The sequence below is a fragment of the Pseudomonas sp. MWU12-2345 genome (assembly GCF_023242385.1).
Classification (GTDB): Bacteria; Pseudomonadota; Gammaproteobacteria; order Pseudomonadales; family Pseudomonadaceae; genus Aquipseudomonas; species Aquipseudomonas gingeri_D.
The window spans coordinates 968523-988387 of record NZ_JALLJA010000001.1; the positions used below are offsets into that span (position 1 = coordinate 968523).

A 19865-nucleotide genomic window follows, 5' to 3' on the forward strand; every position below is an offset into this window, starting at 1 on the left:
GATCAGTTGGCTGGACCGACGGCTACGATCTGCGGCAGACAGCCCGCAGGTGAATTTGGATAGCCGTGTCTAAGAGGTGAATCGCAATGACCACGAGTGAGAGCAAGATGGAGCTTCGTCGGTTAATGCTTGAAGCGGCTGAAACCGGGCTGAGTATCAACGATATTGAGCCCATGGGAACACGACTCGGGATCGACCCTCGTCAGCTTGTGAACGAGCTTGCACTCGCGGTGGCGAGCGGTTTAAACGCGATGACCCTCGACTTCGACTTCTGCAACCAGGTCATGAATGGACTGGAAGGCGTTGTGGCTCAACTGGCCGTCGATGGCGAAACGCCGGAGCCTGCCCTTTCCATCTATCTGGCTTTCGACGCCGGCGAGTTCAAACGGTCCAACGACCCGATAGATGTTTACCCCACTGAGAAATACACGAGGCCGATGATTGAGCGAATCTTGCTCGAGCACCACGAACGACGTGATGGAGCCTGAGTGGGGCCCTTGTCTCTCGTGCCGGTTGAATAATGCCTTTGACAGCCACGTCGCCCCCTCCCGGCGGAGCAACCCAACACATCAACAGATGTGGCCTAACCTTCGGTCACCACTGACTGGCCCGCGAAAGTTGCTCGCCGATCTCTGGTATCAAAAACGCGAAAAGTCGATCGAACTGTTGGTCCGGTCGATAGACTTCATCACGACTCTGCAAACCACGACGAATCGCCTCACGCTGCCTCGCCCAGGTACCCTTGGTCCTGCTCCAGCAGTAGCTCATCGTGCTCAAACGCCTTCAGCGTCCAGCCAAATGGTCGCAGGTAGGTGGACACCATGGCCTTCGGCGGTGGAATCGAGAAGGTGTGTTGGCCGGACGAATACGTTTACACCACTCAGCCGGCGACGGCGAAACAGCGAGTGATTGAGTCTGGATGGCTCCAGCCAGAGGAGATCGAAATCTTATGACCTCCTCTCGCAGCTGGCTGGCCGGTAACAGAGCTGGGGTTATTTCCCTGCTGTGGAGTGCGCCCCCTTGCGGCTTGGCAGGCTATCTAATCTCGGCAGGTTGAAACTCCCCGCCTAGAGCCTGCCAACTCGCTTGGTATAGACCGTAATATAGTCTTTTTCCGGCTTGATCTTGCCTACAAAACCACGATCATTGAGCGCCAGAGCAAGGCGAATATCCAGCTCTGAATTCGGCAGCCGCACCGTTCGTTTATCCCCCAACAGCTCAGCGTACCCACCGGAGAGCGAAACCAGTATCGATGAGGTCGTAGCCCAATCGACGTGCAGTTTCAGAGCTTGATGAAGTAGTTCCAGCTTTTCGTGTTGCGGAAGACTGGCATCGCACGCGCGCGACGCAATTATGCTTCTGCAGTTTCTGGGTAGGATTACATCCTCGGCATTGGCCTTAGCGCACACCAAACCAAGCTTCCCGATTACAGCCCCGTCCCCAACCTCCTCTCGCTCAACCAAACCCTCCCACATTCTAGAAATGTCACCGATAGGCACATTGGGTGCGCCACAAATAGAGCTGACGATCTTCGGATCAAGCTTTCGCACTTCTATCTGATCACGCGCGTCAGCCCAGCACCTGATTAGATATGCCGCCTCCGCAGTTGGAGCATTGTTGCTGATTTCCTCCTGAATCTGACCGTCAAAGGGCACGAACGGGGCTTGAGCCAAAAACTTCCATCGTTCAGCCGATATGTTCAGGCCTACGAGTGATTCCGGGCCGACGGTGGTGCTCGCGAAAATTTCCCCTAGTGAGTCATCGTCAAGATCCGAAGCCAGCAGATAGGCTTTCAGGTCATCCGCCTCGTCCCTCGCATCATCCCAAAGCCGCTGAGCTTCGCGGGCGTTCCTAGCAAGGAATGCTGTAAAAATGTCTTGGATACGAGCCTGCTTTTCCTTGTCATTCGATTCAGATGTAATTTCTATTGGTCTTACAATCATGTCGATATAGTAGCTCCACGCAGCATCTGGGACGGAGGTCACACGATCTAGTTCAAGAGTTTTCTCCCAAATGTTATCGGTGAACCCTTCCAAGTCATCGATCAAACATTCGGTGTGCTGGAACAGATTCTCCTGCGCCTCTTGATCATCCTCTACTAGGCCGAGAATGTACCTAAGCGATTCAGTGTTTTCCTGAAGCTTGCTCGTTTGCTTCATCAACTCGAAGATGAAGTCCTCAGGTGCAACCTCAATCAATGAATCAAGTCCCGCGAGACTCAGTGCTTTAAGACGCCGGTAGGAGATATCTCCGTCTTCGGTCGTGAATGTTTTCAGTATCAGTGCCATCATCGGTAGCGTCAGTTGCAAGCAGCCCCAATTGATTAACTGCCGCAGCGAACTCTCACCGACATCTGCGGCAAGATTGTTGAATTGGACAGGCTCACGGCGAAGCCATGCCCAGCCATCGATGTTCGACTCCAAACCTGCGATCAGGTGATTGATGTCTGTAAGACTGGCAATAGTATCAAGCAGAGGCTTCCTATGGGCAAAGGCTTGCAGCTTTTGTTGAGACAAGCTGTCCATAATCCCGCATATCAAGATCTGTCGAGCGTCAGCTTCCTTGAATCGCTCGGAACTCAAGATCACGGTGAAAAGGTCAGGAGCCAATGCATACACAGCGCGGATGAGCGGTACCTTGGCATAACCTGCAAGGATGATAAATACAGCCTCAGCCAAACGGCTCATATTCTGATGACCGCTCTGCAGGATAATGTCCAGCTTCTGTGTTCTTGCGTCAGACAATTCAGTCAGTGGCGCCGAGAGTGAGAGCTCGACAATCAGGTCAACGATAATGCCTTTGCCATCCCCAAGAGCATCGTGCTCCAGTTTGCCGGCTACTCGCTCAGGATTCCGGACTGGCGAGGCGACGTCAAGGCTGGCACGGCGCCTGAGTGCAAGGATCAAATTCTGATCGTCACGGGTCAACGAACCTTCGTAGAAAAATCCAAGATAGTCTGTGTAATCGGTGTCGAGGTATCCGGCACGCATCAGGTAAACGACTATATCCATTCCTGCCAGACGCTGTTCTATGATTGTTCCGTATTCACCACGGGCAGCTTCGCGAAAGGAAACCGTCTTGAGCTCGGCAAGTTTTCTCTCGGCAGTCCTAATGGACTCTTCTATCGACTTCACGGACTGATGAAGCCATGCTAGGCGCTGATTATAAGAGGCTCGCGCAAGTGCATCTTCAGGGCTAACAACATGCCCAGTTGGTGTATAGTTTGACCACTGCGACACCATCATGCTTTCGAGCCGTTCTGCCTCGCAGACTCGGGTAAAAGCATCTTCCTGGAGGAATTCGGTGAGGCTTACTTGCTGATTACCGTTGATTCGAAGGTAATTTGCCCCCTCTACCCCGCTCGCTTTAATTACCTCAAACCAAACTCTTAGCCTCAGATCGATTAAGCGCTCTTCGCCATGTTGCTCACGCCGGGACTTTTCTTCAGTCAATCGGTTGAGCTCAGCGAGCGCCTGCGATGGTTGGCTAACCCAAGCGGACAACCCCGTGAGCAAGCCGTACACCTTCCCCCTCCGCCTACTCAGCTCTGCAAATTCTTCCGGGTAGAGGTTTCTGAGCACCACGATGGCAAACAACTTGTTCTGATCCAGGTTGAGGCCACCATGGGAAAGCAGGCTCGCATAAATATCATACTCATTGACGATATTCTTGATTAGCCGCATCTCGTCTATGTAATAGCAAACGGTCTCCACGAGGACTGGGTCAAGTTCAGCACCTAGTGTCTTGCCATCAACAATCCGCTTCCTCATCAACTCGTCAAGTTTCTCCCTTGAGTTCTCAGAGTTAACGACAGGAATAACCGGGACAATTAGATCAAAAAATTTAGTCTTGTCGGTAACCGTAAACAACTCGTCACGAATAGCGTAAATAAAGTGAACAGGTCGAGTTATTTGGGGTGAATTCCGGATAGTAAAATTGATCTCACGCAAGCGAAAAAATATTTCCTGAGTTCCGAAACGATCCAGATCCTCAATCACTACGACGCGAACATCGCTTCTTTCAAAGCAGTAGATAATTTCATCTACGTTTTTGTGAAGTACGGATCCGTGATTCACGGCCTCGAGCTTCCCCCCCTTCAGGGTCAAGCCGTCGATGCTGAACATAGACAGAAATTTGAGGCTTGCGTAGAGAAGATAAAATCCACCTAACCCCGCTACCAAAACTGCCAGCCAACTCGGAATCATTAACAGGCTCGTCAGCAACCAAGCAGGATCTAATGCAGGCACCTCTTTCAATGTAGGGACGTAGAGTCGCATGCATGCGATGAGCATTACGCCCAAAAAAATCGTGCGCCTGGCGATGCTACGCCCTGATGTCTGGACAATTCGCTTGAGCCTGGTTTTGGGTACGCGTGCAGCTGGCACGGCGTAAAGGAGCTGCTGAACTATCGTCTCCTCGATCCTTGCGATCAAATCGCTTGAGGTACTACTCTCGCCAGAATCCTGTATTGCCGACTGAGAGTCCCTCGCTGGGGTCTTAGGGGGCTCAGCACCCGAGAGGGACAAAGGTGGTGGGGCATCTTTGCTGAAAGTAGCGAGTGAAACATAAGCCGTTTTAAATTCTGGATGTCTCTCAAAGAAGGTCTTGAGGACACTGCTCTTGCCTGCCCCATAGCCACCGGTGAGTGCGATGTTTAGAACCTCATCCTTGCAGAGGGCGCCAAGCAGTTCGCGCTCATAGCGGTCAAAATGATCGCTGTCGATCAGGACTGGCGTGAGAGGTTCAAATGTACCCGATGAGGAGGACGCTGAGCATAACGAGCGGAAAACACGAATCCCTTCTTTAGCCGCGACCGAAAAAGCGGCGCATTTCGATCTGATACTGGCTAACAATCCCTGAGACATTGGCAATCCTGATTCTAGACATCCATGCTTTCAGGCTTGGGCATCCGCAAAGTAATTGAGCACCAGCTAGGCCAGCGCCGTCCTGTATAGCGGCTATATGCCACATTTGTTAGGCTCTGATCCAGTAATACGTAACGAACCCTATATCTTCAGCTTGGTAGCGAACCCAATAGTGGCAGCTGATCAACCCGCTTTGCCCAAGGACGGCATTAAAGTCACGACTCGCATAGGGCAGCTGACATGAACCAGCCTGACATAGCGCCCACAGAAAACACTCTGTGCACTTCTCACAAAAAAGCCAACGCCCGGGATCCTGTTTCCTTGATGTGATCGCGCGTCGTTTTAGAGAGGATTGGGGTTTCTGTTATCTGGACCTTTGCCATGACGTTATTGCCCTCTCTCCAGTCGCTCGGCCTGTTTGCCCTGCTGGCCGTTGCCCCCATCTGTTTCGCCAGCACCTGGGTCATCACGGACTCAGCCCATCCCGTTGAAGTGACGGCGGACGTCCGTCTGGTCCACTTGGATCGACTTGATCAGTTGGAGGCGGAGCTTTCCAGTTTGCTGCCGGACGACCCGGCCCAGGTGCAGGTCCTCTTTCGGGAAAGCCTCACCGCCGAGGCTGCTGCCGAGATCAGTCAAGCTCACCAGGACGTGGTGGATGCCTGGAGCCTGGGCGTCACTAAGATGCCGGCCGTTGTCGTGGACCAGCGCTACGTCGTCTACGGCGACCCAAACCTTGAACAAGCGCTCGCGAAGATCGAGCAGTTCAGGAGGGGTCAGCCATGAATCTGGATTTGTCGCGTAAGCGCGTGAGGTCATGGGTACCGGTCCTATTGGCCCTTCCCTATTCGACCCTAAGCCTCGCCCTGGACACCGCCACCATCGTCCCATCGGTGTCGTCCCCGGATTGCATGAACTACCAGGTCGTGGGGGTGTGCTATTGGCTGCGGTGCACCACCTTTGGTTGCGACGTGAACACGTCTTCCAAGGTTCGGCATTACGTGCCCGATGCCGTTGTCTCCAGCTACTCCTCCACGGGTGAGAATCCCTGGACTGAAGTCAAACTGCTGAGCCCGACCAATCCAACTGCCCAGGGCGGTGGCAGCGGCACCACCAACAACTCCAACGAGAACAACCTCGCCGTCTTCAAGAACGTCGATGTGATCGGCCACCCAGGTATCGCGGCGTTCAATGCCTTTGCCAGTGGGTCGGGTTACACCTGCGCCGGAGCCGGTACACCCTATGTGCCCAACCTGCTCAGCACCCTGGATCCTCTCGGCTGGCGCCACGGCATTCCGGAAAGCCTCTACCCGCCTTCACTGATCCCGGGCCTGCGTGAAATCGGCAGCCGGTTGGCGTTGAACCTGTGGGGCAGCGTCTATCCGCGCAGTGGCTTTCTGCATCAGTCTGACGACTACAAGGCCTCTGCCGTGACAGCTCAACGTGCGGGCGACATCGTCACCCGTCCGGGCCAGTTGCATGTCTACCAGCCGCTCCTGGCCCTGCCCAGCCCGGGCTACTGGCCCGCGGGGGAACTGCGTGAGTCCGATCCCAGCACGGGCAAATGGCAGTCGCTGACGCCGGTGCTCAGTCAATCCTGTTCAGTCTTCCCTCATCCAGGCCCTCTCCCTCAGGCCCGGGACGGCGGTTATGCCTGGTCACTGTGGCGCCCCTACACCTGCTGCAAACGAGAGGGCCAGACCTTCCTCGGTAGCACCGGTCCTCAATAACGTCTTTCCCCGATTTTCGATCGTCTCTCACGAAATGGAGCTTCACCCATGACTCGGATGTCATTGTTTCACCCCTCTTCAGCCACCCCCTGGCTGGTCCTCCTCACGGCCCTGTCGAGCCCCCTCACCTTCGCAGCGCCCCCCAGTTTCACCAGCACCGGCAGCGTGATCGGTGACGATGTGCTGTACCGCATTGGCGGTGGTAATGCGGTCTCCATGGGACGTGCCGGCAACATGCGCAGTATCGGCGTAGGTGTCGGCTGGAACAGCAACCTCATGTGCGGAAACATGGACCTCTCCACCACCCTGCACAACCAACTCAACGGACTCACCGATGGCTTTCAAAGCATCATGGGCAGTTTGATTCAGAACGCCACCGGTGCCGTGGCATCCTTGCCAGCGCTGATCATCCAGCGGGCAGACCCAGCCCTGTACAACCTGCTCACCAACGGCATCCTGCAAGCTCGTCTGGACTTCGATCGCTCCAAGAGCACTTGCCGCGCCCTGGCCGAGCGCATGATCAACGTGGCCGGCAGCCAGAGCGGCTGGGGCTCACTTGCCGAAGGCCAGGCCCTCAAGGAAGCCATGGGCCAGAAAAGCGATGCCGTCGCGGTGACGGCCCAGGCCGAGTCGGACAAGGGCAATACCGGCATTCCCTGGGTGGGTGGTGACAAAGCCGGTGGCCAGGGCCAGCCACCGATCCGGGTGGTGAACACCGTCACCAAGGCCGGCTACAACCTCCTCAACGGCCGAGGCGCCACGGAGACGGGGAGCATTGCTCCGGTCGACTGCAACAACGGGATGCTCTGCGGTGTCTGGCGCTCACCCGATGAGGCCGCCACGTTCGCCAACCGTGTTCTGGGCGAAGTGGAGCAGCAAACCTGCGAAAACTGCACCAAGAGCACCACCACGGCGGGTGTGGGCCTGACGCCGATGATTCAGGAGGAGTACGAAAGCAAACTCCAGTCGCTCCAAGTGCTGATTGCCGGTACCCAACCGCCCAGCCTGGAGAACCTCGCCGCCGCCGGCAGCAGCTCAATGCCGATCACCCGGGGGGTGATCACCGCCCTGCGTGATGAGCCTGACCAAGAGCTGCTGGCCCAGCGCCTGGCGTCAGAGATCGCCGTCACCAGCGTGTTGGAGAAAGCCCTGCTGCTACAGCGCGCCCTACTGGCCGGCAACAAGGAACCCAACGTCGCCGCCAATGAGATCGCCACGGCAGCGGTGAACCAAGAACGTGAGTCCCTGCAACAAGAAATCACCAACCTGCGGACCGAGCTGGAGCTGCGCCGCGCCCTGACCAGCAACTCCCCCGCCGCCATCATCGCCCGCCACACCGAGCGCAAGGACAACTCCCGCACCATCTACGAAGGCGACCCGGACACCAACCGCCTTGAGAGCGTGGAGAAGGACGTCAACAGCCGTCGGAGGACGCAGCCATGAGCACACCCTCTTCTTCCCGCTTCAAAAGCCTGGGCATCTGGGTCCCCATCGCTGTCGCCTTGTTGGTCATCGTCATCGCCGCCGCCTTCAACCTGGGCGGCGTGTACGTGATGCAGGGGTTACCGGCCTGGCAGACCTGGAGAGCCCACACCTACTGGTATTTCTTTGCCTGGCGCATGGCGCTCTACAGCGTCGCCCTGCTGGGGTGGCTCAAGTACCGCGCACGTCTGCTCGAGCGTGGGCCGGGCCCAAGCCCACAATGGCGCAAAGCTGAAATCGCGGTCGTGCTGGCCTTTGTCCTGATGGAGCTGTCCCGCGCCTACACGCAGCTAGGAGGCTGATATGACCCTCTACACCAACGACTATCTGGAGTACTACCTCACCCTGGTGGGCTGGCTCGTCGGCAACGGCATCTGGGACGTGCTGATGGACTCAGGACTCTTCGCCCTGCCGTTCTTTGCGATCCTGCTTCAGGAATGGCTCAAAGCTCGTGATGAAGGCGCTGATGAGGGCAACAAGGGCCTGCTGGCCGCCACCCGCATCGAGAACCGCCTCTGGCTGGCCACCGCCGTGATCATGTTTGCGGGCGTGCCCTTCATTGAGCTCAACCTCACGACCCTGCAGTTCGATGACAGCCGTTCACAGCAATGCCAGTACCAGGTGCCGATGCCCGAGGACACCGGCTGGGGACGCTCCTTCACGTCCCTGAACAACCAGAGCGCCCGCGTGCCCGTGTGGTGGTGGTTCGTGCACTCAATGTCCAAGGCAGTGACCGGCGCCGCAGTGGCGGCCATTCCGTGTGGGACGGATCTGCGGCAGATGCGCATGCAGGTCAACACCACCCGACTGCATGACCCAGTGCTCACCCAGGAAGTCGCGGACTTCACCAACGACTGCTACGGCTACTCCCGGGCCAAGCTGTTTATGAGCCGCCCCACCCTGAGTGACGAACAAACCAATGACATCAACTGGATCGGCTCCCGGTACTTCAACCAGCAGTCCGGGTACTACGACACCTACCACTCCAAGACGCCGAGAGCCGAGTGGCCCTACGATCCGGTGCGAGACATGGGGTTGGCCGAGGTCAGCCATGGCGGCGGTTACCCGACCTGCAACCAGTGGTGGGCCGACAGTGACCAGGGGCTGCGCGCACGGCTACTGACTCAGGTAGACATCACGCTGCTGGATCGCTTTGTGCGGTGGGCCAGCTCCATCCCCCTGGATGAAGTGAACGATGCAGTCATTCGGCAACTGGTGTCGCCGAGTAGCCAGCACATGACCCAAGGGCAGCTCTACTCTGACTATGGCGGTCAGGTGCAAAGCTCCATTTACAACGACTTGAGTCGAGCGGTGGGCACCATTGGCTTATCGATGGGAACGGCTGCGTACTTCCCGGCGATGGACGTTGTGCGCCAGGCGCTACCCATGGTGATGGCGGCGCTGAAGATGGCGCTGGTGATCTGCATACCACTGGTGCTGATTTTCAGCACATACGACCTGAAGGCCGCCGTCACGGTTTCAATCGTGCAGTTCGCGATGATCTTCGTGGACTTTTGGTTTCAGCTTGCGCGCTGGATCGATACCACGATCCTCGACGCCCTGTATGGCCAAAACTCGCCCTACTCGAATCTGGAGCCGTTGATGGGCTTGCACAACATGCAGGCCGACATGCTGCTGAATTATGTGATGGCGGCCCTGTTCATTATATTGCCAACGTTCTGGATGACTGCCTTGGCTTGGGCAGGCATACACGCTGGACCAATTATCCAAGGGTTGGTAGGTGGAACCAGTGGAGCCCAACAACAGGGGGGCAAGGGTGGGGACATAATGATAGGGAGCATTCAAAAAAATACGATGCCAAAGAAAAAGACAAAGAAATGACTCCTACAAGTCACGATCAAACCTCGGGTCATGAATATATTTAGGTGCATGGGGATCAGGACAGAGCTCTTCCACATCATAATCTACTATCTCTCCGCCACAGTCTGACTCTTCTCTCCGAAGTCCCTGGAGCGCCAAAAGTCCAACGATTAACAGGGACATCCAAAAAGCCAAATACAAGAAACAACCTGCAAAAAACAACCTCACCGACCACTTCAGGATGCCCGCCAGAACGGCGGGCACACCTTTGTCCTTTAGCCACCCCATGGCTGTATCCTCAGACCTCAGGTAGCGGCCGGAGAAGCGCCCCAGCGAGAAGCCCAAGTGGTATGAAGGTCCCTGATTCTTACTGTCGTCTGCCATGCTGCTGACCTCTGCTGTTGAGATTCCATTCTTCGCACAGTTCAAAGGTGCGATTGTTCAGACCAGCTTTGCAGATGATCCGCAGAAGCGCCTGTAGGGCTTTTCGGCAAATACAGACAGATTGGCCTTTTAATGGAGAAGCTGTTGAAGTGGCATCACCCTCGCGGACCTTGAAACTGCCAGCTTCTTGCCGTTGCGTGGTCGAATCTATCGATGTCGGATCAGGTCAAAGCTCCTCCACTTCAGAGTCCACTCTCTCTGCACCGCAGTCGGGATCCTTTCTCAGAATGCCCATCAGCACCAAGAGTCCAAGAATCAAAGGCACTATCCAAAACGCCAAATACAAGAAACAGCCGAGAAAGATCAGCCTCACTGACATTTTCAAGACGTCGGCCAGAACCGCGGGCACGCCCTTGTCCTGTAGCCAACCCATAGCGGTATCCTCAGCCCTCCGGTAGCGGCCAGAGAACCGCCCCAGACAGAAGCCCAGCCGATAGGACGATCCACGACGGGCGGCAGAAGGCCCGCCCCCTTCGCTGTTGTGTTGTGCTTTGCATCGTGCCCACCAGTCCTTCAACGTCTGCATCTGTGCCTGCGAGGCCGCAATGAGCTCAGGATCAGAGGTGGTTTTGATCACCTTCACGACAGCCAACTCGGCGTCGAACCGGTGCACCGTGTATTTGTAGTTGGAGCCGCCCTCTTCTTCCGTGTATCTGGACTGGGTGACATGTAACACAGCGTTCGCCCCCCACAGCCTGGCGGTCTCGATCAGCAGTTGGCGGGCCTTGTTGAGGTCACTGGATTCGCTCCAGCCTTTACCCGTGATCAGTACCCTCTTCATGCCTTTCGGTGGGCCGGCTTTGGACCAGACGAAATCGTAGGGTTCAACATAAATGTCTGTCGGGCCAGGTCCAGGAACCACACGTTTTGCCTTCGAGCCCTTGGCAGAAGGTGTCGGCATGAACGTGACGTTCTGCCCGGTCACCAGAGGCGCTCGACCTTCGACGTCATCAAGGTGGAAAAAGTACTGCTCCCTGTCCTCCCCTTTGATGAAACCGTACCCCTTGATGGGAACAAAACTGATGACGACACCTGCGATGCTACCGGCGGCTCTACTGTCCATGTCTGCCACGTAAATCTCTCCATAGTCATACCTCACTGGTAGCCCGTCTGCTGCTTCATCCACCCCGAAGCTCAGCACAACGTTTCAAAGAACCCGCGGCCGTTACTGGCCTGCAGGCCCTCAGCTTCGCAGATGGATACGAGACATATGCGTAGGGGAATTCGCAAAAACAGTGGGTATTTTTCAGCAGGAATCGCCGCCGCTCGAGAGCTCACGGCGACCTTCAGGTGTGAAGTTGGCGCAGGGTGGACGGAAGGGAGTTTTTTGAGGTTCGGCGAACCGCTGAACGAACGTTTCTTGGTCGTGATTTGCTAAGGCCAGCAAGACAACTCGCTTTCCATCGAGTGAAATTTCCTAGAAAATCCTGACCGCTTGTTTGCGCCTGATCTCGCGGCTAGGCTGCGTTCCGTCACTGCCAATTCAGTGACCGGGTTTAGCAGCCCATTGTGATCAGGCGCACGGCGCCACCTTCTACGAGGCGCTTTTTTTCAGCCTCCGTTTTATGGTGGTCGTGCGCAGGGCACTTCGGTGCGCCGGTTTTCCTGATCACCGGTCTGCTAACCTGCGTACGGCTGCCACCCCCTCGTTTAGCAGCGATGTTGGCAGCTCCCTCAACAGATCGGGAGTAACCACTCTATGTTCAAACCCACCCCTAATCCGCCTGTTTTCTCCAACGTTGAATCCATCGACCCTCGTATCGCCGACCGGGCTTTGTCTCACTACAACCTCGGTCCAAGCGCAGGGTCAAAACCTGCCTCTGTCACCGTACTGCATGATCACCTGAATGATCCCAGACATCAGGAAGACGTACTGGCAGACGTCTACTCGATTCTGCAATCCGCTGCGGCCACTGCTTATGAAAACGCCGACAACCAAACCGGTGCGAACCGCAAGGTGGCGATGGGCGTAATGCATTTGATTGAGTTGGCACAGCTGAGAATGGATTCGGTGCTGAATGAGCACGCGGTCAGCGGCTGACAGCAGTCCAGAGAAGAACGGGAAGCAGAGCTTCCCGTTCACTTTCATTTGAGGATGAATCCGTCCCAGCCCTATCAAGTGATTACCTGACACCTGCTGAGACCGAGATAAGAAGCTCAGGTAGTGTCCGGGATTAGTTGACCACTACATACCTGTCTTAGCCAGCGCAACCATGTGATTCCTCCGAATCCGAAGACCTTCCACAGTGTTCATCCTCGCCATATGGCCTTGCAAGTGGACTGGAATTCTCCATCAGCGTAAACATCGGTAACGATTTCCGGTACGACGGATGCACTCTGATTGAAAAAGGTTGCCGCTTCGCTCGATCGCCCCTGAGCGCACAAGATCTTTGTGGCGTTAATCGCGATAAATCGGCGAGTCCTGTTCTCGCTTGGGTTCAGCTTCCAAGCACGACTGATGCTGGCCAGCGCAGCAGTGAACTGGTTCGTCCGAAACTCTGAGTACGCTTTGAAATTCCATGCCAAAGGGTCATTGGGATTTTGTTCAATCGCAGTGTTGAAATTTCGCAACGCGCTCTCAAAGTCCCCTTTCCGTACATACGCCCGCCCCTCGGCCATTCCGGGCGCCAACTGTTGATCTCCTGAGGCACTCACAGCGCGAGGAGTGACAACCAGTGGTGGAACAGAGCTGTCCTCTTCAGCGGTATCCTGTTGCGCCATAGAAACTCCGTCGGTTTTTTGAGCACTAGAGCGTTGTAATGCGAGCTCTCGTCTAATCGTGTGAACCTGGGCGATCAGAGCATCCGCGTCCACTGGGAGTACAAGTCTCGCTAAGGCAGTCAATCTCAACTCAGCGTCAGGCTCATCTGACATGATCATGTCTATGTGATCTTGCAAAAATTTGACTCGGGTGGCGTCCCTAGAGCGCTCCATCTCGCTCTGCTTCAGTTTCAGGTCATCTGCCTTCTGCTGTAGCTCTACCTCCTGCCGGTGGGCATCAAGCTTCAGCCGAGCCGACTCATTGAGGTAGCTAGACGTAGCGGGGATGATAACTACAACAACGCTAACAAAAGCGCCTACCCATAAAACTGTTCGGTTGTGACTGCTTTCCGACCTGAATTTTGTGTCTTCGAGACGAAGCCTGTCGCGTTCGACTCCTTGGTTGGAGGTATCCTGATCCAATCGCGTTTCCCCACATAGACAATAGGTGATGGTAATGGCACTAAGCTACCCACACCTATGTCGCATTGCCACTCAAGTAGTTGCACTTCCTTGATCATTTCGAGAACACCAGGGCCGATAGACGTGGAATCAATGGTCTTGGCACAATGTTCACTTGGAAAGGAACCCACCCAAGGAACACCATGGCCCGCCCCGTACCCCCTCTGCGTTCAATATTGATGATTGTCGGACTGCTGCTGAATGTGGGCACGCCTGCCGTGGCGGCGTCCTTCGATTGCCAGAAAGCCTCGACACCGGTGGAACGAGCTATCTGTGCCAGTCCCGAATTGAGCGAGCTGGACAGCACCCTTGGTGCACACTACAACCGGGCAATCACCAAGCTGGCGCCTGATCAGCGCGATGCCTTACGCACTGGTCAGCGTACTTGGTTGAAAACTCGCGACGCCTGCGCCGCTGAACCAGACAAACTGGCTGCTTGCCTACAACCGCTACTGAGCCAGCGGGTAATCGAGGTGGGTACGCTAACTCAGCCGGGCACGGCGGCCCTGGACGCGACCATTGCCAGCATTCCCTACCACCCGGCCGAGGCGGCGCAAGGGCTGAGGCGTTATCCGAGCAGTGAGTTAGCCGCGGCCTGGCTGGTTTACCTGCATCGTTTTGAGCCGGCCAGCGGAGTGACGCAAGACGAAGCCGACGCGAGTCGCCAGCAGGTACTCAAGGCACTGACTGACGATGACTTTGCGCGCTCGGTGTTTAGCGACATTGAGAATGATCAATCGGTGAGCCGCGACCGGGTCGAGTTGACGCTGCTGCGCATGATGATCGAACGGGCAGAGTACGCGTTCTTCGCTGACCAGCGCGCCTTTGTGCACTGCTTTGTTTTCTCACGCCACGGTGAGGCCGCCTACGAAGCCTTTGGCTCGCTCTACGGTTCTACTCGTGACACCTTTGCGCCGATCTGCGCGCCCCAGGGCAACCTGTTTGAACAAGGTCCCTGGAAGCAACTGAGCGGCAGCTTTAACGAAGCGCTGTCTGCGGCGAGCGGGAATGCCGGCACCATTCGCTTTGCCAGCTATGCCGAATGGCACTTGATGGCGCTGCGGGCTACGGTGTCTCCCCGGGACTTTCTCAAGGCGCCGGCTGCAAAGACGGATGATCCCGAACAGAACGTGCGTGACTGGACCGACGACAAGTCCTGGCCGAAAAAACAGCGTCAGCAGGCCTTGGCTGCGGTTGAACCCGCCCGACAGGCGACCAGCACCTGGTTGCAGCACGAGCGCGGTTTATCCGCGAGCGAGGCGCAGCAGGCCGCGCGTGAAATCGTTCGGCAGTGGATGAGCCAGCGCCTGGATTTCATTAGCGAAAACAGCGGGGCCGGGTAAGCCCCCGTTACTTTTCCAACTACTCGTAAGCGCAAGCTTTTTTGATACGGTCGATCAGCCATCGGCCCGCAGGTCCAGGAAGAGCCGTTGCAGAATGCACGGCGGATATTCCCAACTTCACGCCCTCCCTAGGTATTCCTTCGACATCAAGAACAATCAGTGTGCCAGCAGCGATGTCTTGCTCAACCATATGAAGCGGCATGCTGCCCCATCCAACCCCATCCTTGAGAAACGCGTATTTGGTTGATAGATCTGCCAGACGCCACGTCAACGGTGACAACACACCGAAGTCCTGCCCGATCATTAAATCAGAACGATCAGTCAGAACGAGCTGAATGTGTTTCGCCAGTTCATGCCTTGGAGTTTTTCCAACCCAAGAGGCCAGCGGGTGGTCATGAGCCGCAACCATGACGAGCGAGACCTCGCCGATACGCTCGCTGGATAGCGATGCGAAAGAGACTGGCAGACTCCCCAAAATGCCTAAGCTGCAACGTCCGTCCAATATTGGCTGGTAAGCCGCACCCAAGGCCTCTACGAAGATTTTCAAGGGTGTAAGCGGGAACCGGATGGCAAACTCTTTCGCGACGGCTGTTATCGACGATGTCGGGAAGAACACGTCCATTACCACGGACAACTCCGGTTCTATCCCCGAGGACATGAGCTTTGCACGGGCCTTCAACGTATCTACGCCTGACACGATGCTCCGCGCATCCGCCAACAAGAGCACTCCTTCTGGAGTGAGCTTGGGAAATCGACCTGAGCGGTCGAACAGCACAACACCAATTTGGTTTTCCAGGCCGCCGACCCATCCACTCACTGCTGACTGCACCCGATTGAGCTTCCTGGCCGCGGCGGAAAAGCTTCCCTCATCGACTGCGGCGATAAATGTTCTGAGCTGATCCAGTGACACCCCGTCGAGCATAACGCCTCCAACCATCCCAAAAACAGATACTTCACATCTCAATATACCGTCTTTTCAGATCCAACTCAGCGGCAGATCATTCTCAACGCTTCCCCCCTACACCTCGAAGGTCAGTCACCATGCAACTCCTCCATCTTGATTCCAGCCTGCTGGGCACTCATTCAGTTAGCCGCAACCTGTCCTCTGACATCGTTGCTCGTTTGGTAAAGCTGCAACCTGAGCTCCGCGTGATTTATCGTGATCTCGCAGACGACCCTGCATTGCACCTTTCGGGAGCCCACCTAGCGGCATGGCAGGGTATCGACAACAAGGACAAGGTGTTGATTGACGATCTGTTCAAAGGCACCGCCTACATGGATGAGTTACTGGGGGCCGATATCGTTGTGATTGGCGCGCCCATGTACAACCTGTCGATACCTACACCTCTGAAAGCCTGGATTGACCGGATTGCGGTGGCCGGCAAAACGTTCCGCTACACCGCCACCGGCCCCGAAGGCTTGCTAAAGAACAAGCGAGCGTTCATTGCCTCCGCTCGTGGCGGTGTCTATTCAGCGGGAAACCCTGCTGCCGCGTTGGAGCATCACGAGAGCTACTTGATTGGACTCTTGAGCTTTTTGGGCATCACCGACACGACCGTCGTTCGCGCAGAAGGTGTCGCGTTCAGCCCCGAGGCGAAAGAAGAAGCCGTTACTCAAGCACGAAGAGCCATTGCTGCCATTACGGCCTGACATCTCGACTCGCAGCCATCTTTTGAGGAACTCACCATGACTTATTCCATCATTGGTTCCGGAAAACTCGGAACAGCCCTTGCACGCCAATTTGCCCGAAATGGTATCGAGTTCGGACTGGCCAACACCCGTGGCCCGGACACTCTCACAGCGCTTGCCCAAGAACTGGGCAAGCCAATGATTGCGCAGTCCCTCCAGGAAGCGCTCAAGGCAGACATTGTCATCCTCGCCATCCCGTTCAAAGCGCACCGAGAGATCGGGCTCACAATTTCCGATTGGAACAACAGAATCGTGATTGATGCTATGAACACCTACGGGGTTTCGCCGGAGGAGCTCGGCGATAGAGAGTCGACTGACATAGTGGCATCGGCGTTTATCGGCGCACGAGTGGTCAAAACCTTCAATCAGTTACCAGCAGCGCTGCTAGCTAAACACCCTGAAGAAAATGGCGGGCGCAGAGTGATGTTTCTATGGGGACGTGACCACGATGCCAATACCGATGTCGTCGATTTGGTCGGACAGCTTGGGTTCGCAGCGATCAATCTAGGGATGATCGAACAAGGCAGCAAGCTGCTAAGCCTGGGCGGCCCGCTCATCCTTCAGAACATCATTAAACACCCGTGAGTGAACCGGTTCGAATGACGGCCACCACCCGTTGTCCGTGGTATCGCGAACTTCGAACCGTCTACTTCGATTGCCAGCGTGCTCCAGGTCGAACGAGCGGCCGTATGGCGCGCATTAGCCGTGATTTGTTAGCGCTAGCAAGACGACTCGCTTTCCCTCGAGTGAAATTTCCTAGAAAATCCCGGCCGCTTGCGCCCGTTATTTTCGGTGGCTAGTCTGCGTTTCGTCACCGCCCATTCGGTGACCGGTTTTGACAGACCGATACTCACAGGCGCAAGCAGCGCCCCAATCACCATTGCAGGCGCGAGCCTGTCGTGCGTGTTATGGCGGCTGTGCGCAGGGCATCTTCGGGTGCGCCGGGTACCTGTGTCCGGTCTGTCAACCTACGTACAGCTGCCACCCTTCCCTGTTTGACAGCAGGCGGTGGTAGCCCATCACAGGAGCTCCATCATGTTCAAAGCCACACCCAACCCGCCGGCGACACCCAGCCCATTAGACCTCACCCCTGATGCCGTCGATCGAGCATTGGCGCACTACATTTTTTCGCAGCCCTCCACATCCAAACCCTCTCGACCCGGCAACGTCGCGGGTCCAAACCTTTGGGAGCAAGCCCTCGTCGATGCCTGTTCCATTCTCGAATCGGCCGCGGCCATGGCCTACGATCATGCAGACAACCTCACAGGCTCAAACCGCAAGGTCGCCATGGGCATGGTTCATCTGATTGAGTTGGCGCAACGCCGAGTGGACTCAGCGCTGGAGGAAAAGCTTCAAGGGTTTCGGGCCTGACTGAAGTGGACCTGCGGCAGCGTTTGCTGAAGGTCGTCTCGTAAGAGGGGCCGAGCTTTCCTTACTAAAACGGTAACCGCCTCAAAGGGCGGTTACCGAATCAGCAAGCCCTCACACCAGCCCGTCGGCGATCCAACACTGGACGAGGTTCCAGACCATGGTCAGGTTCATTTTCCATCTGGCCCAGCCGTACAAATCAGATCTGAATCGAGGGCAAACCCCAGAGGTGCCACTGCACACTCAATTCCCCCGATCATTCCTTCAATCCATCTGCTCGAACCGCCGCCGCTTCATGAACAATCCCATCCCCATCGCCACGGCAAAAACCGACAGCAACCCCAGATCAAACCCCAACAAGCGGGTCTGACCTGCCACAACGCAGCCAACCGCACCCGCCGCCACCAACACCACTCCTAGCCACTTGCGTAGCAGATACGGTTTGAGGAATTGATCGAGCAGAAAGGACACCACCAAGGCAATGACCAATTGAGTAATGTCGGACATGTACGTCTCCAGTCAAGTCTTGATGATCAATGTCGAGAGGGTGCGTTGCGGGCCGATACCGCCGTTGACCTGCGCCTCGATGCTGACCAGTACGTCGCCAGCATGGTAGGTGGGTAGGATTTCATTGGCATACGTGCGCACACCGGCCCCTACAGGTATCGCCACGTAAGAGGGGGCCACGGCCTTGGCGGCGGCAGTGAAGGCCATGCCTGCAAGGTTGGCGATCGTGGTGCGTTGGGCGTTGAGGGCATCGCCCTGTTGCCGGGTCAACGGCTTGGAGATGCCGATCATCATCACGCACGGCAGGTTTTTGGCCAGCATCTTGTCGTACACCTCGACGACCTTGCTGTTGACCTCATAGTGGGCGCTTTTTGCCTCGCCAAAATGCAGCTCGCGCAGGCGCCCACGTTCGCTGTCGGTGAGGGTGATCTGCGAGATGTTGAAGACGATCCCGTGATTGCCCATGTATTGAAAAGTCCCTTCGAACTTCATCGCGCGCTTCCTTTCGGCACAAAGGTGGCGATTCTCTACAAGGAGCGCGTTGGATTCAAATCATTTCACCTTGCTGGCAAGGCGGCGGGTGCCTTCATCGATCAGCTCGCACAGGTGTAAGCGTCCGCCGCACGCACACCTCTCGTAGCATTCGCGCGCGTCGTGGCGACGGTGAGACTGGGCGGCTCTTGCTGCAGGTCTGGTGAGGGGGATTAACGGTCCTCTCACCAGACCTGCAGCAATTTCCGTAACGGTTATCGAATCCTCAGGCCCTCACACCAGCCCGTCGGCGATCCAACGCTGGACCAGGTTCCAGACCATGGTCAGGTTCAAGGTGGGTTCGCACTCGGCCATCGACATGGTCACCTCCAGGACGGATCGTGGGTTCTGCATGTTGGTGCCCTGCTCTTTCGTCAGGCGGACCCAATGCTCCCACAGGCGGTTCTCTTCTTCAGGGCCGACCAGAGGCCAGCGCCCCTTGCGATGAGGAATCCCAAGGATGTCACGCCGAACGGCGACCTCTTTGGCCGGTAAACCAAAGAGCTCTGTGATCATGGGTGTGCTGGCACCTAGGCTGATCGCGCGGCGGATTGTGTCCTCTTCATCCGCATTGCTGGCATGGGCCAACAGACGGTGGACGACGGTGCCATCCACGGTGATCTTGAACCAGGGAACCGGTGAGTTCACCAAAGTCCCCATGCTGCGAGGATCAATCAGGGTTTGCAGATCTTTCTCTTCGAAGCCCATGGCCAGGCAGCTGCGCAGCTGACCATTCTTGATGTTGTCCAAAACTTGAAAGGCGACAGCCAGATTCAAAGGGTGCACGTGTACCTCCACCATTCCATGGTTATTGATCGGCCTCAGTCACAAGCCGTTCGCTCTCATAGCCCTACAGTCCGTCG

General features: G+C 56.3%; 19 protein-coding genes. 11 read left to right on the forward strand and 8 right to left on the reverse strand.

Going from position 1 to position 19865, the window contains the following annotated elements:
* Nucleotides 1–86: 86 nt before the first annotated feature.
* Nucleotides 87–488 carry a hypothetical protein gene (locus M5C71_RS03900; protein ID WP_248767253.1) on the forward strand — a complete coding sequence of 134 codons (402 nt, stop codon included), beginning with the start codon at nucleotides 87–89 and terminating at the stop codon, nucleotides 486–488.
* 579 nt (nucleotides 489–1067) lie between these two features.
* Here M5C71_RS03900 and M5C71_RS03905 read toward each other — a convergent pair.
* A complete protein-coding gene (locus M5C71_RS03905) occupies nucleotides 1068–4865 on the reverse strand; it encodes a hypothetical protein (RefSeq protein ID WP_248767254.1) in 3798 nt (1265 codons plus the stop codon).
* Nucleotides 4866–5246: 381 nt separating this feature from the next.
* Between M5C71_RS03905 and M5C71_RS03910 the strand changes: the two genes are divergently transcribed.
* From M5C71_RS03910 to M5C71_RS03930, 5 genes are read left to right on the forward strand one after another with little or no spacing between them, the layout of a single operon-like run.
* The gene (locus tag M5C71_RS03910) at nucleotides 5247–5651 is read left to right on the forward strand and encodes a TIGR03757 family integrating conjugative element protein (RefSeq protein WP_248767255.1); all 405 of its coding nucleotides are present in this window, start codon (nucleotides 5247–5249) and stop codon (nucleotides 5649–5651) included.
* Nucleotides 5648–6595 carry a TIGR03756 family integrating conjugative element protein gene (locus M5C71_RS03915; protein WP_248767256.1) on the forward strand — a complete coding sequence of 316 codons (948 nt, stop codon included), beginning with the start codon at nucleotides 5648–5650 and terminating at the stop codon, nucleotides 6593–6595. Before M5C71_RS03910 ends, M5C71_RS03915 begins: the two co-directional genes overlap by 4 nt.
* A 48-nt stretch (nucleotides 6596–6643) precedes the next feature.
* Complete coding sequence (locus M5C71_RS03920; protein WP_248767257.1) at nucleotides 6644–8038, forward strand: integrating conjugative element protein; 1395 nt, start codon at nucleotides 6644–6646, stop codon at nucleotides 8036–8038.
* Entirely contained in the window at nucleotides 8035–8379 is a 345-nt protein-coding gene (locus tag M5C71_RS03925) for a hypothetical protein (RefSeq protein ID WP_248767258.1), read from the forward strand. Before M5C71_RS03920 ends, M5C71_RS03925 begins: the two co-directional genes overlap by 4 nt.
* Nucleotide 8380: 1 nt before the next feature.
* A complete protein-coding gene (locus M5C71_RS03930; protein WP_248767259.1) occupies nucleotides 8381–9919 on the forward strand; it encodes a conjugal transfer protein TraG N-terminal domain-containing protein in 1539 nt (512 codons plus the stop codon).
* Nucleotides 9920–9922: 3 nt separating this feature from the next.
* Here M5C71_RS03930 and M5C71_RS03935 read toward each other — a convergent pair whose 3' ends face one another.
* Both M5C71_RS03935 and M5C71_RS03940 read right to left on the reverse strand, forming a co-directional pair.
* Nucleotides 9923–10282, reverse strand: coding sequence for a DUF3742 family protein (locus M5C71_RS03935; RefSeq protein WP_248767260.1), 360 nt, complete (start codon nucleotides 10280–10282; stop codon nucleotides 9923–9925).
* Nucleotides 10283–10508: 226 nt separating this feature from the next.
* Nucleotides 10509–11405: a DUF3742 family protein gene (locus M5C71_RS03940; protein WP_248767484.1), complete on the reverse strand. Its 897-nt coding sequence runs from the start codon at nucleotides 11403–11405 to the stop codon at nucleotides 10509–10511.
* A 636-nt stretch (nucleotides 11406–12041) separates the two neighbouring features.
* Here M5C71_RS03940 and M5C71_RS03945 point away from each other — a divergent pair.
* Nucleotides 12042–12383, forward strand: coding sequence for a hypothetical protein (locus M5C71_RS03945; protein WP_248767261.1), 342 nt, complete (start codon nucleotides 12042–12044; stop codon nucleotides 12381–12383).
* Nucleotides 12384–12592: 209 nt separating this feature from the next.
* Here M5C71_RS03945 and M5C71_RS03950 read toward each other — a convergent pair whose 3' ends face one another.
* Nucleotides 12593–13525, reverse strand: a complete 933-nt coding sequence (locus M5C71_RS03950; protein WP_248767262.1) for a tetratricopeptide repeat protein — start codon at nucleotides 13523–13525, stop codon at nucleotides 12593–12595.
* Nucleotides 13526–13707: 182 nt separating this feature from the next.
* Here M5C71_RS03950 and M5C71_RS03955 point away from each other — a divergent pair, with 182 nt between their 5' ends.
* Nucleotides 13708–14907, forward strand: a complete 1200-nt coding sequence (locus M5C71_RS03955) for a lysozyme inhibitor LprI family protein (RefSeq protein WP_248767263.1) — start codon at nucleotides 13708–13710, stop codon at nucleotides 14905–14907.
* 19 nt (nucleotides 14908–14926) lie between these two features.
* On the opposite strand, the gene M5C71_RS03960 is transcribed toward M5C71_RS03955, so the two are convergent.
* The gene (locus tag M5C71_RS03960; RefSeq protein WP_248767264.1) at nucleotides 14927–15829 is read right to left on the reverse strand and encodes a LysR family transcriptional regulator; all 903 of its coding nucleotides are present in this window, start codon (nucleotides 15827–15829) and stop codon (nucleotides 14927–14929) included.
* 119 nt (nucleotides 15830–15948) lie between these two features.
* On the opposite strand from M5C71_RS03960, the gene M5C71_RS03965 reads away from it, so the two are divergent.
* The 3 genes from M5C71_RS03965 (at nucleotide 15949) to M5C71_RS03975 (ending at nucleotide 17967) form a co-directional block, all read left to right on the forward strand.
* Nucleotides 15949–16557: an NAD(P)H-dependent oxidoreductase gene (locus M5C71_RS03965; protein ID WP_152740718.1), complete on the forward strand. Its 609-nt coding sequence runs from the start codon at nucleotides 15949–15951 to the stop codon at nucleotides 16555–16557.
* Between the two features lie 36 nt (nucleotides 16558–16593).
* Nucleotides 16594–17181 (forward strand): NADPH-dependent F420 reductase, encoded by a 588-nt coding sequence (locus M5C71_RS03970; protein ID WP_248767265.1) that lies wholly within the window; start codon nucleotides 16594–16596, stop codon nucleotides 17179–17181.
* A 450-nt stretch (nucleotides 17182–17631) separates the two neighbouring features.
* Entirely contained in the window at nucleotides 17632–17967 is a 336-nt protein-coding gene (locus M5C71_RS03975; protein WP_248767266.1) for a hypothetical protein, read from the forward strand.
* 261 nt (nucleotides 17968–18228) lie between these two features.
* On the opposite strand, the gene M5C71_RS03980 is transcribed toward M5C71_RS03975, so the two are convergent.
* The 3 genes from M5C71_RS03980 to M5C71_RS03990 all read right to left on the reverse strand — a co-directional run bounded on the left by M5C71_RS03980 (nucleotide 18229) and on the right by M5C71_RS03990 (nucleotide 19788).
* Nucleotides 18229–18471 (reverse strand): hypothetical protein, encoded by a 243-nt coding sequence (locus M5C71_RS03980; protein WP_103496983.1) that lies wholly within the window; start codon nucleotides 18469–18471, stop codon nucleotides 18229–18231.
* A 12-nt stretch (nucleotides 18472–18483) separates the two neighbouring features.
* On the reverse strand, nucleotides 18484–18963 hold the full coding sequence (locus M5C71_RS03985) for a hypothetical protein (RefSeq protein ID WP_248767267.1): 480 nt from the start codon (nucleotides 18961–18963) through the stop codon (nucleotides 18484–18486).
* A 273-nt stretch (nucleotides 18964–19236) separates the two neighbouring features.
* Entirely contained in the window at nucleotides 19237–19788 is a 552-nt protein-coding gene (locus tag M5C71_RS03990) for a DUF2857 domain-containing protein (protein ID WP_248767268.1), read from the reverse strand.
* Between the last annotated feature and the right edge of the window lie 77 nt (nucleotides 19789–19865).

Coding starts and splice junctions, on each gene's coding strand:
- M5C71_RS03900 (WP_248767253.1), top strand. CDS start 87: ATGACCACGAGTGAGAGCAAGATGGAGCTTCGTCGGTTAATGCTTGAA.
- M5C71_RS03905 (WP_248767254.1), bottom strand. CDS start 4,865: ATGTCTCAGGGATTGTTAGCCAGTATCAGATCGAAATGCGCCGCTTTT.
- M5C71_RS03910 (WP_248767255.1), top strand. CDS start 5,247: ATGACGTTATTGCCCTCTCTCCAGTCGCTCGGCCTGTTTGCCCTGCTG.
- M5C71_RS03915 (WP_248767256.1), top strand. CDS start 5,648: ATGAATCTGGATTTGTCGCGTAAGCGCGTGAGGTCATGGGTACCGGTC.
- M5C71_RS03920 (WP_248767257.1), top strand. CDS start 6,644: ATGACTCGGATGTCATTGTTTCACCCCTCTTCAGCCACCCCCTGGCTG.
- M5C71_RS03925 (WP_248767258.1), top strand. CDS start 8,035: ATGAGCACACCCTCTTCTTCCCGCTTCAAAAGCCTGGGCATCTGGGTC.
- M5C71_RS03930 (WP_248767259.1), top strand. CDS start 8,381: ATGACCCTCTACACCAACGACTATCTGGAGTACTACCTCACCCTGGTG.
- M5C71_RS03935 (WP_248767260.1), bottom strand. CDS start 10,282: ATGGCAGACGACAGTAAGAATCAGGGACCTTCATACCACTTGGGCTTC.
- M5C71_RS03940 (WP_248767484.1), bottom strand. CDS start 11,405: ATGGACAGTAGAGCCGCCGGTAGCATCGCAGGTGTCGTCATCAGTTTT.
- M5C71_RS03945 (WP_248767261.1), top strand. CDS start 12,042: ATGTTCAAACCCACCCCTAATCCGCCTGTTTTCTCCAACGTTGAATCC.
- M5C71_RS03955 (WP_248767263.1), top strand. CDS start 13,708: ATGGCCCGCCCCGTACCCCCTCTGCGTTCAATATTGATGATTGTCGGA.
- M5C71_RS03960 (WP_248767264.1), bottom strand. CDS start 15,829: ATGCTCGACGGGGTGTCACTGGATCAGCTCAGAACATTTATCGCCGCA.
- M5C71_RS03965 (WP_152740718.1), top strand. CDS start 15,949: ATGCAACTCCTCCATCTTGATTCCAGCCTGCTGGGCACTCATTCAGTT.
- M5C71_RS03970 (WP_248767265.1), top strand. CDS start 16,594: ATGACTTATTCCATCATTGGTTCCGGAAAACTCGGAACAGCCCTTGCA.
- M5C71_RS03975 (WP_248767266.1), top strand. CDS start 17,632: ATGTTCAAAGCCACACCCAACCCGCCGGCGACACCCAGCCCATTAGAC.
- M5C71_RS03980 (WP_103496983.1), bottom strand. CDS start 18,471: ATGTCCGACATTACTCAATTGGTCATTGCCTTGGTGGTGTCCTTTCTG.
- M5C71_RS03985 (WP_248767267.1), bottom strand. CDS start 18,963: ATGAAGTTCGAAGGGACTTTTCAATACATGGGCAATCACGGGATCGTC.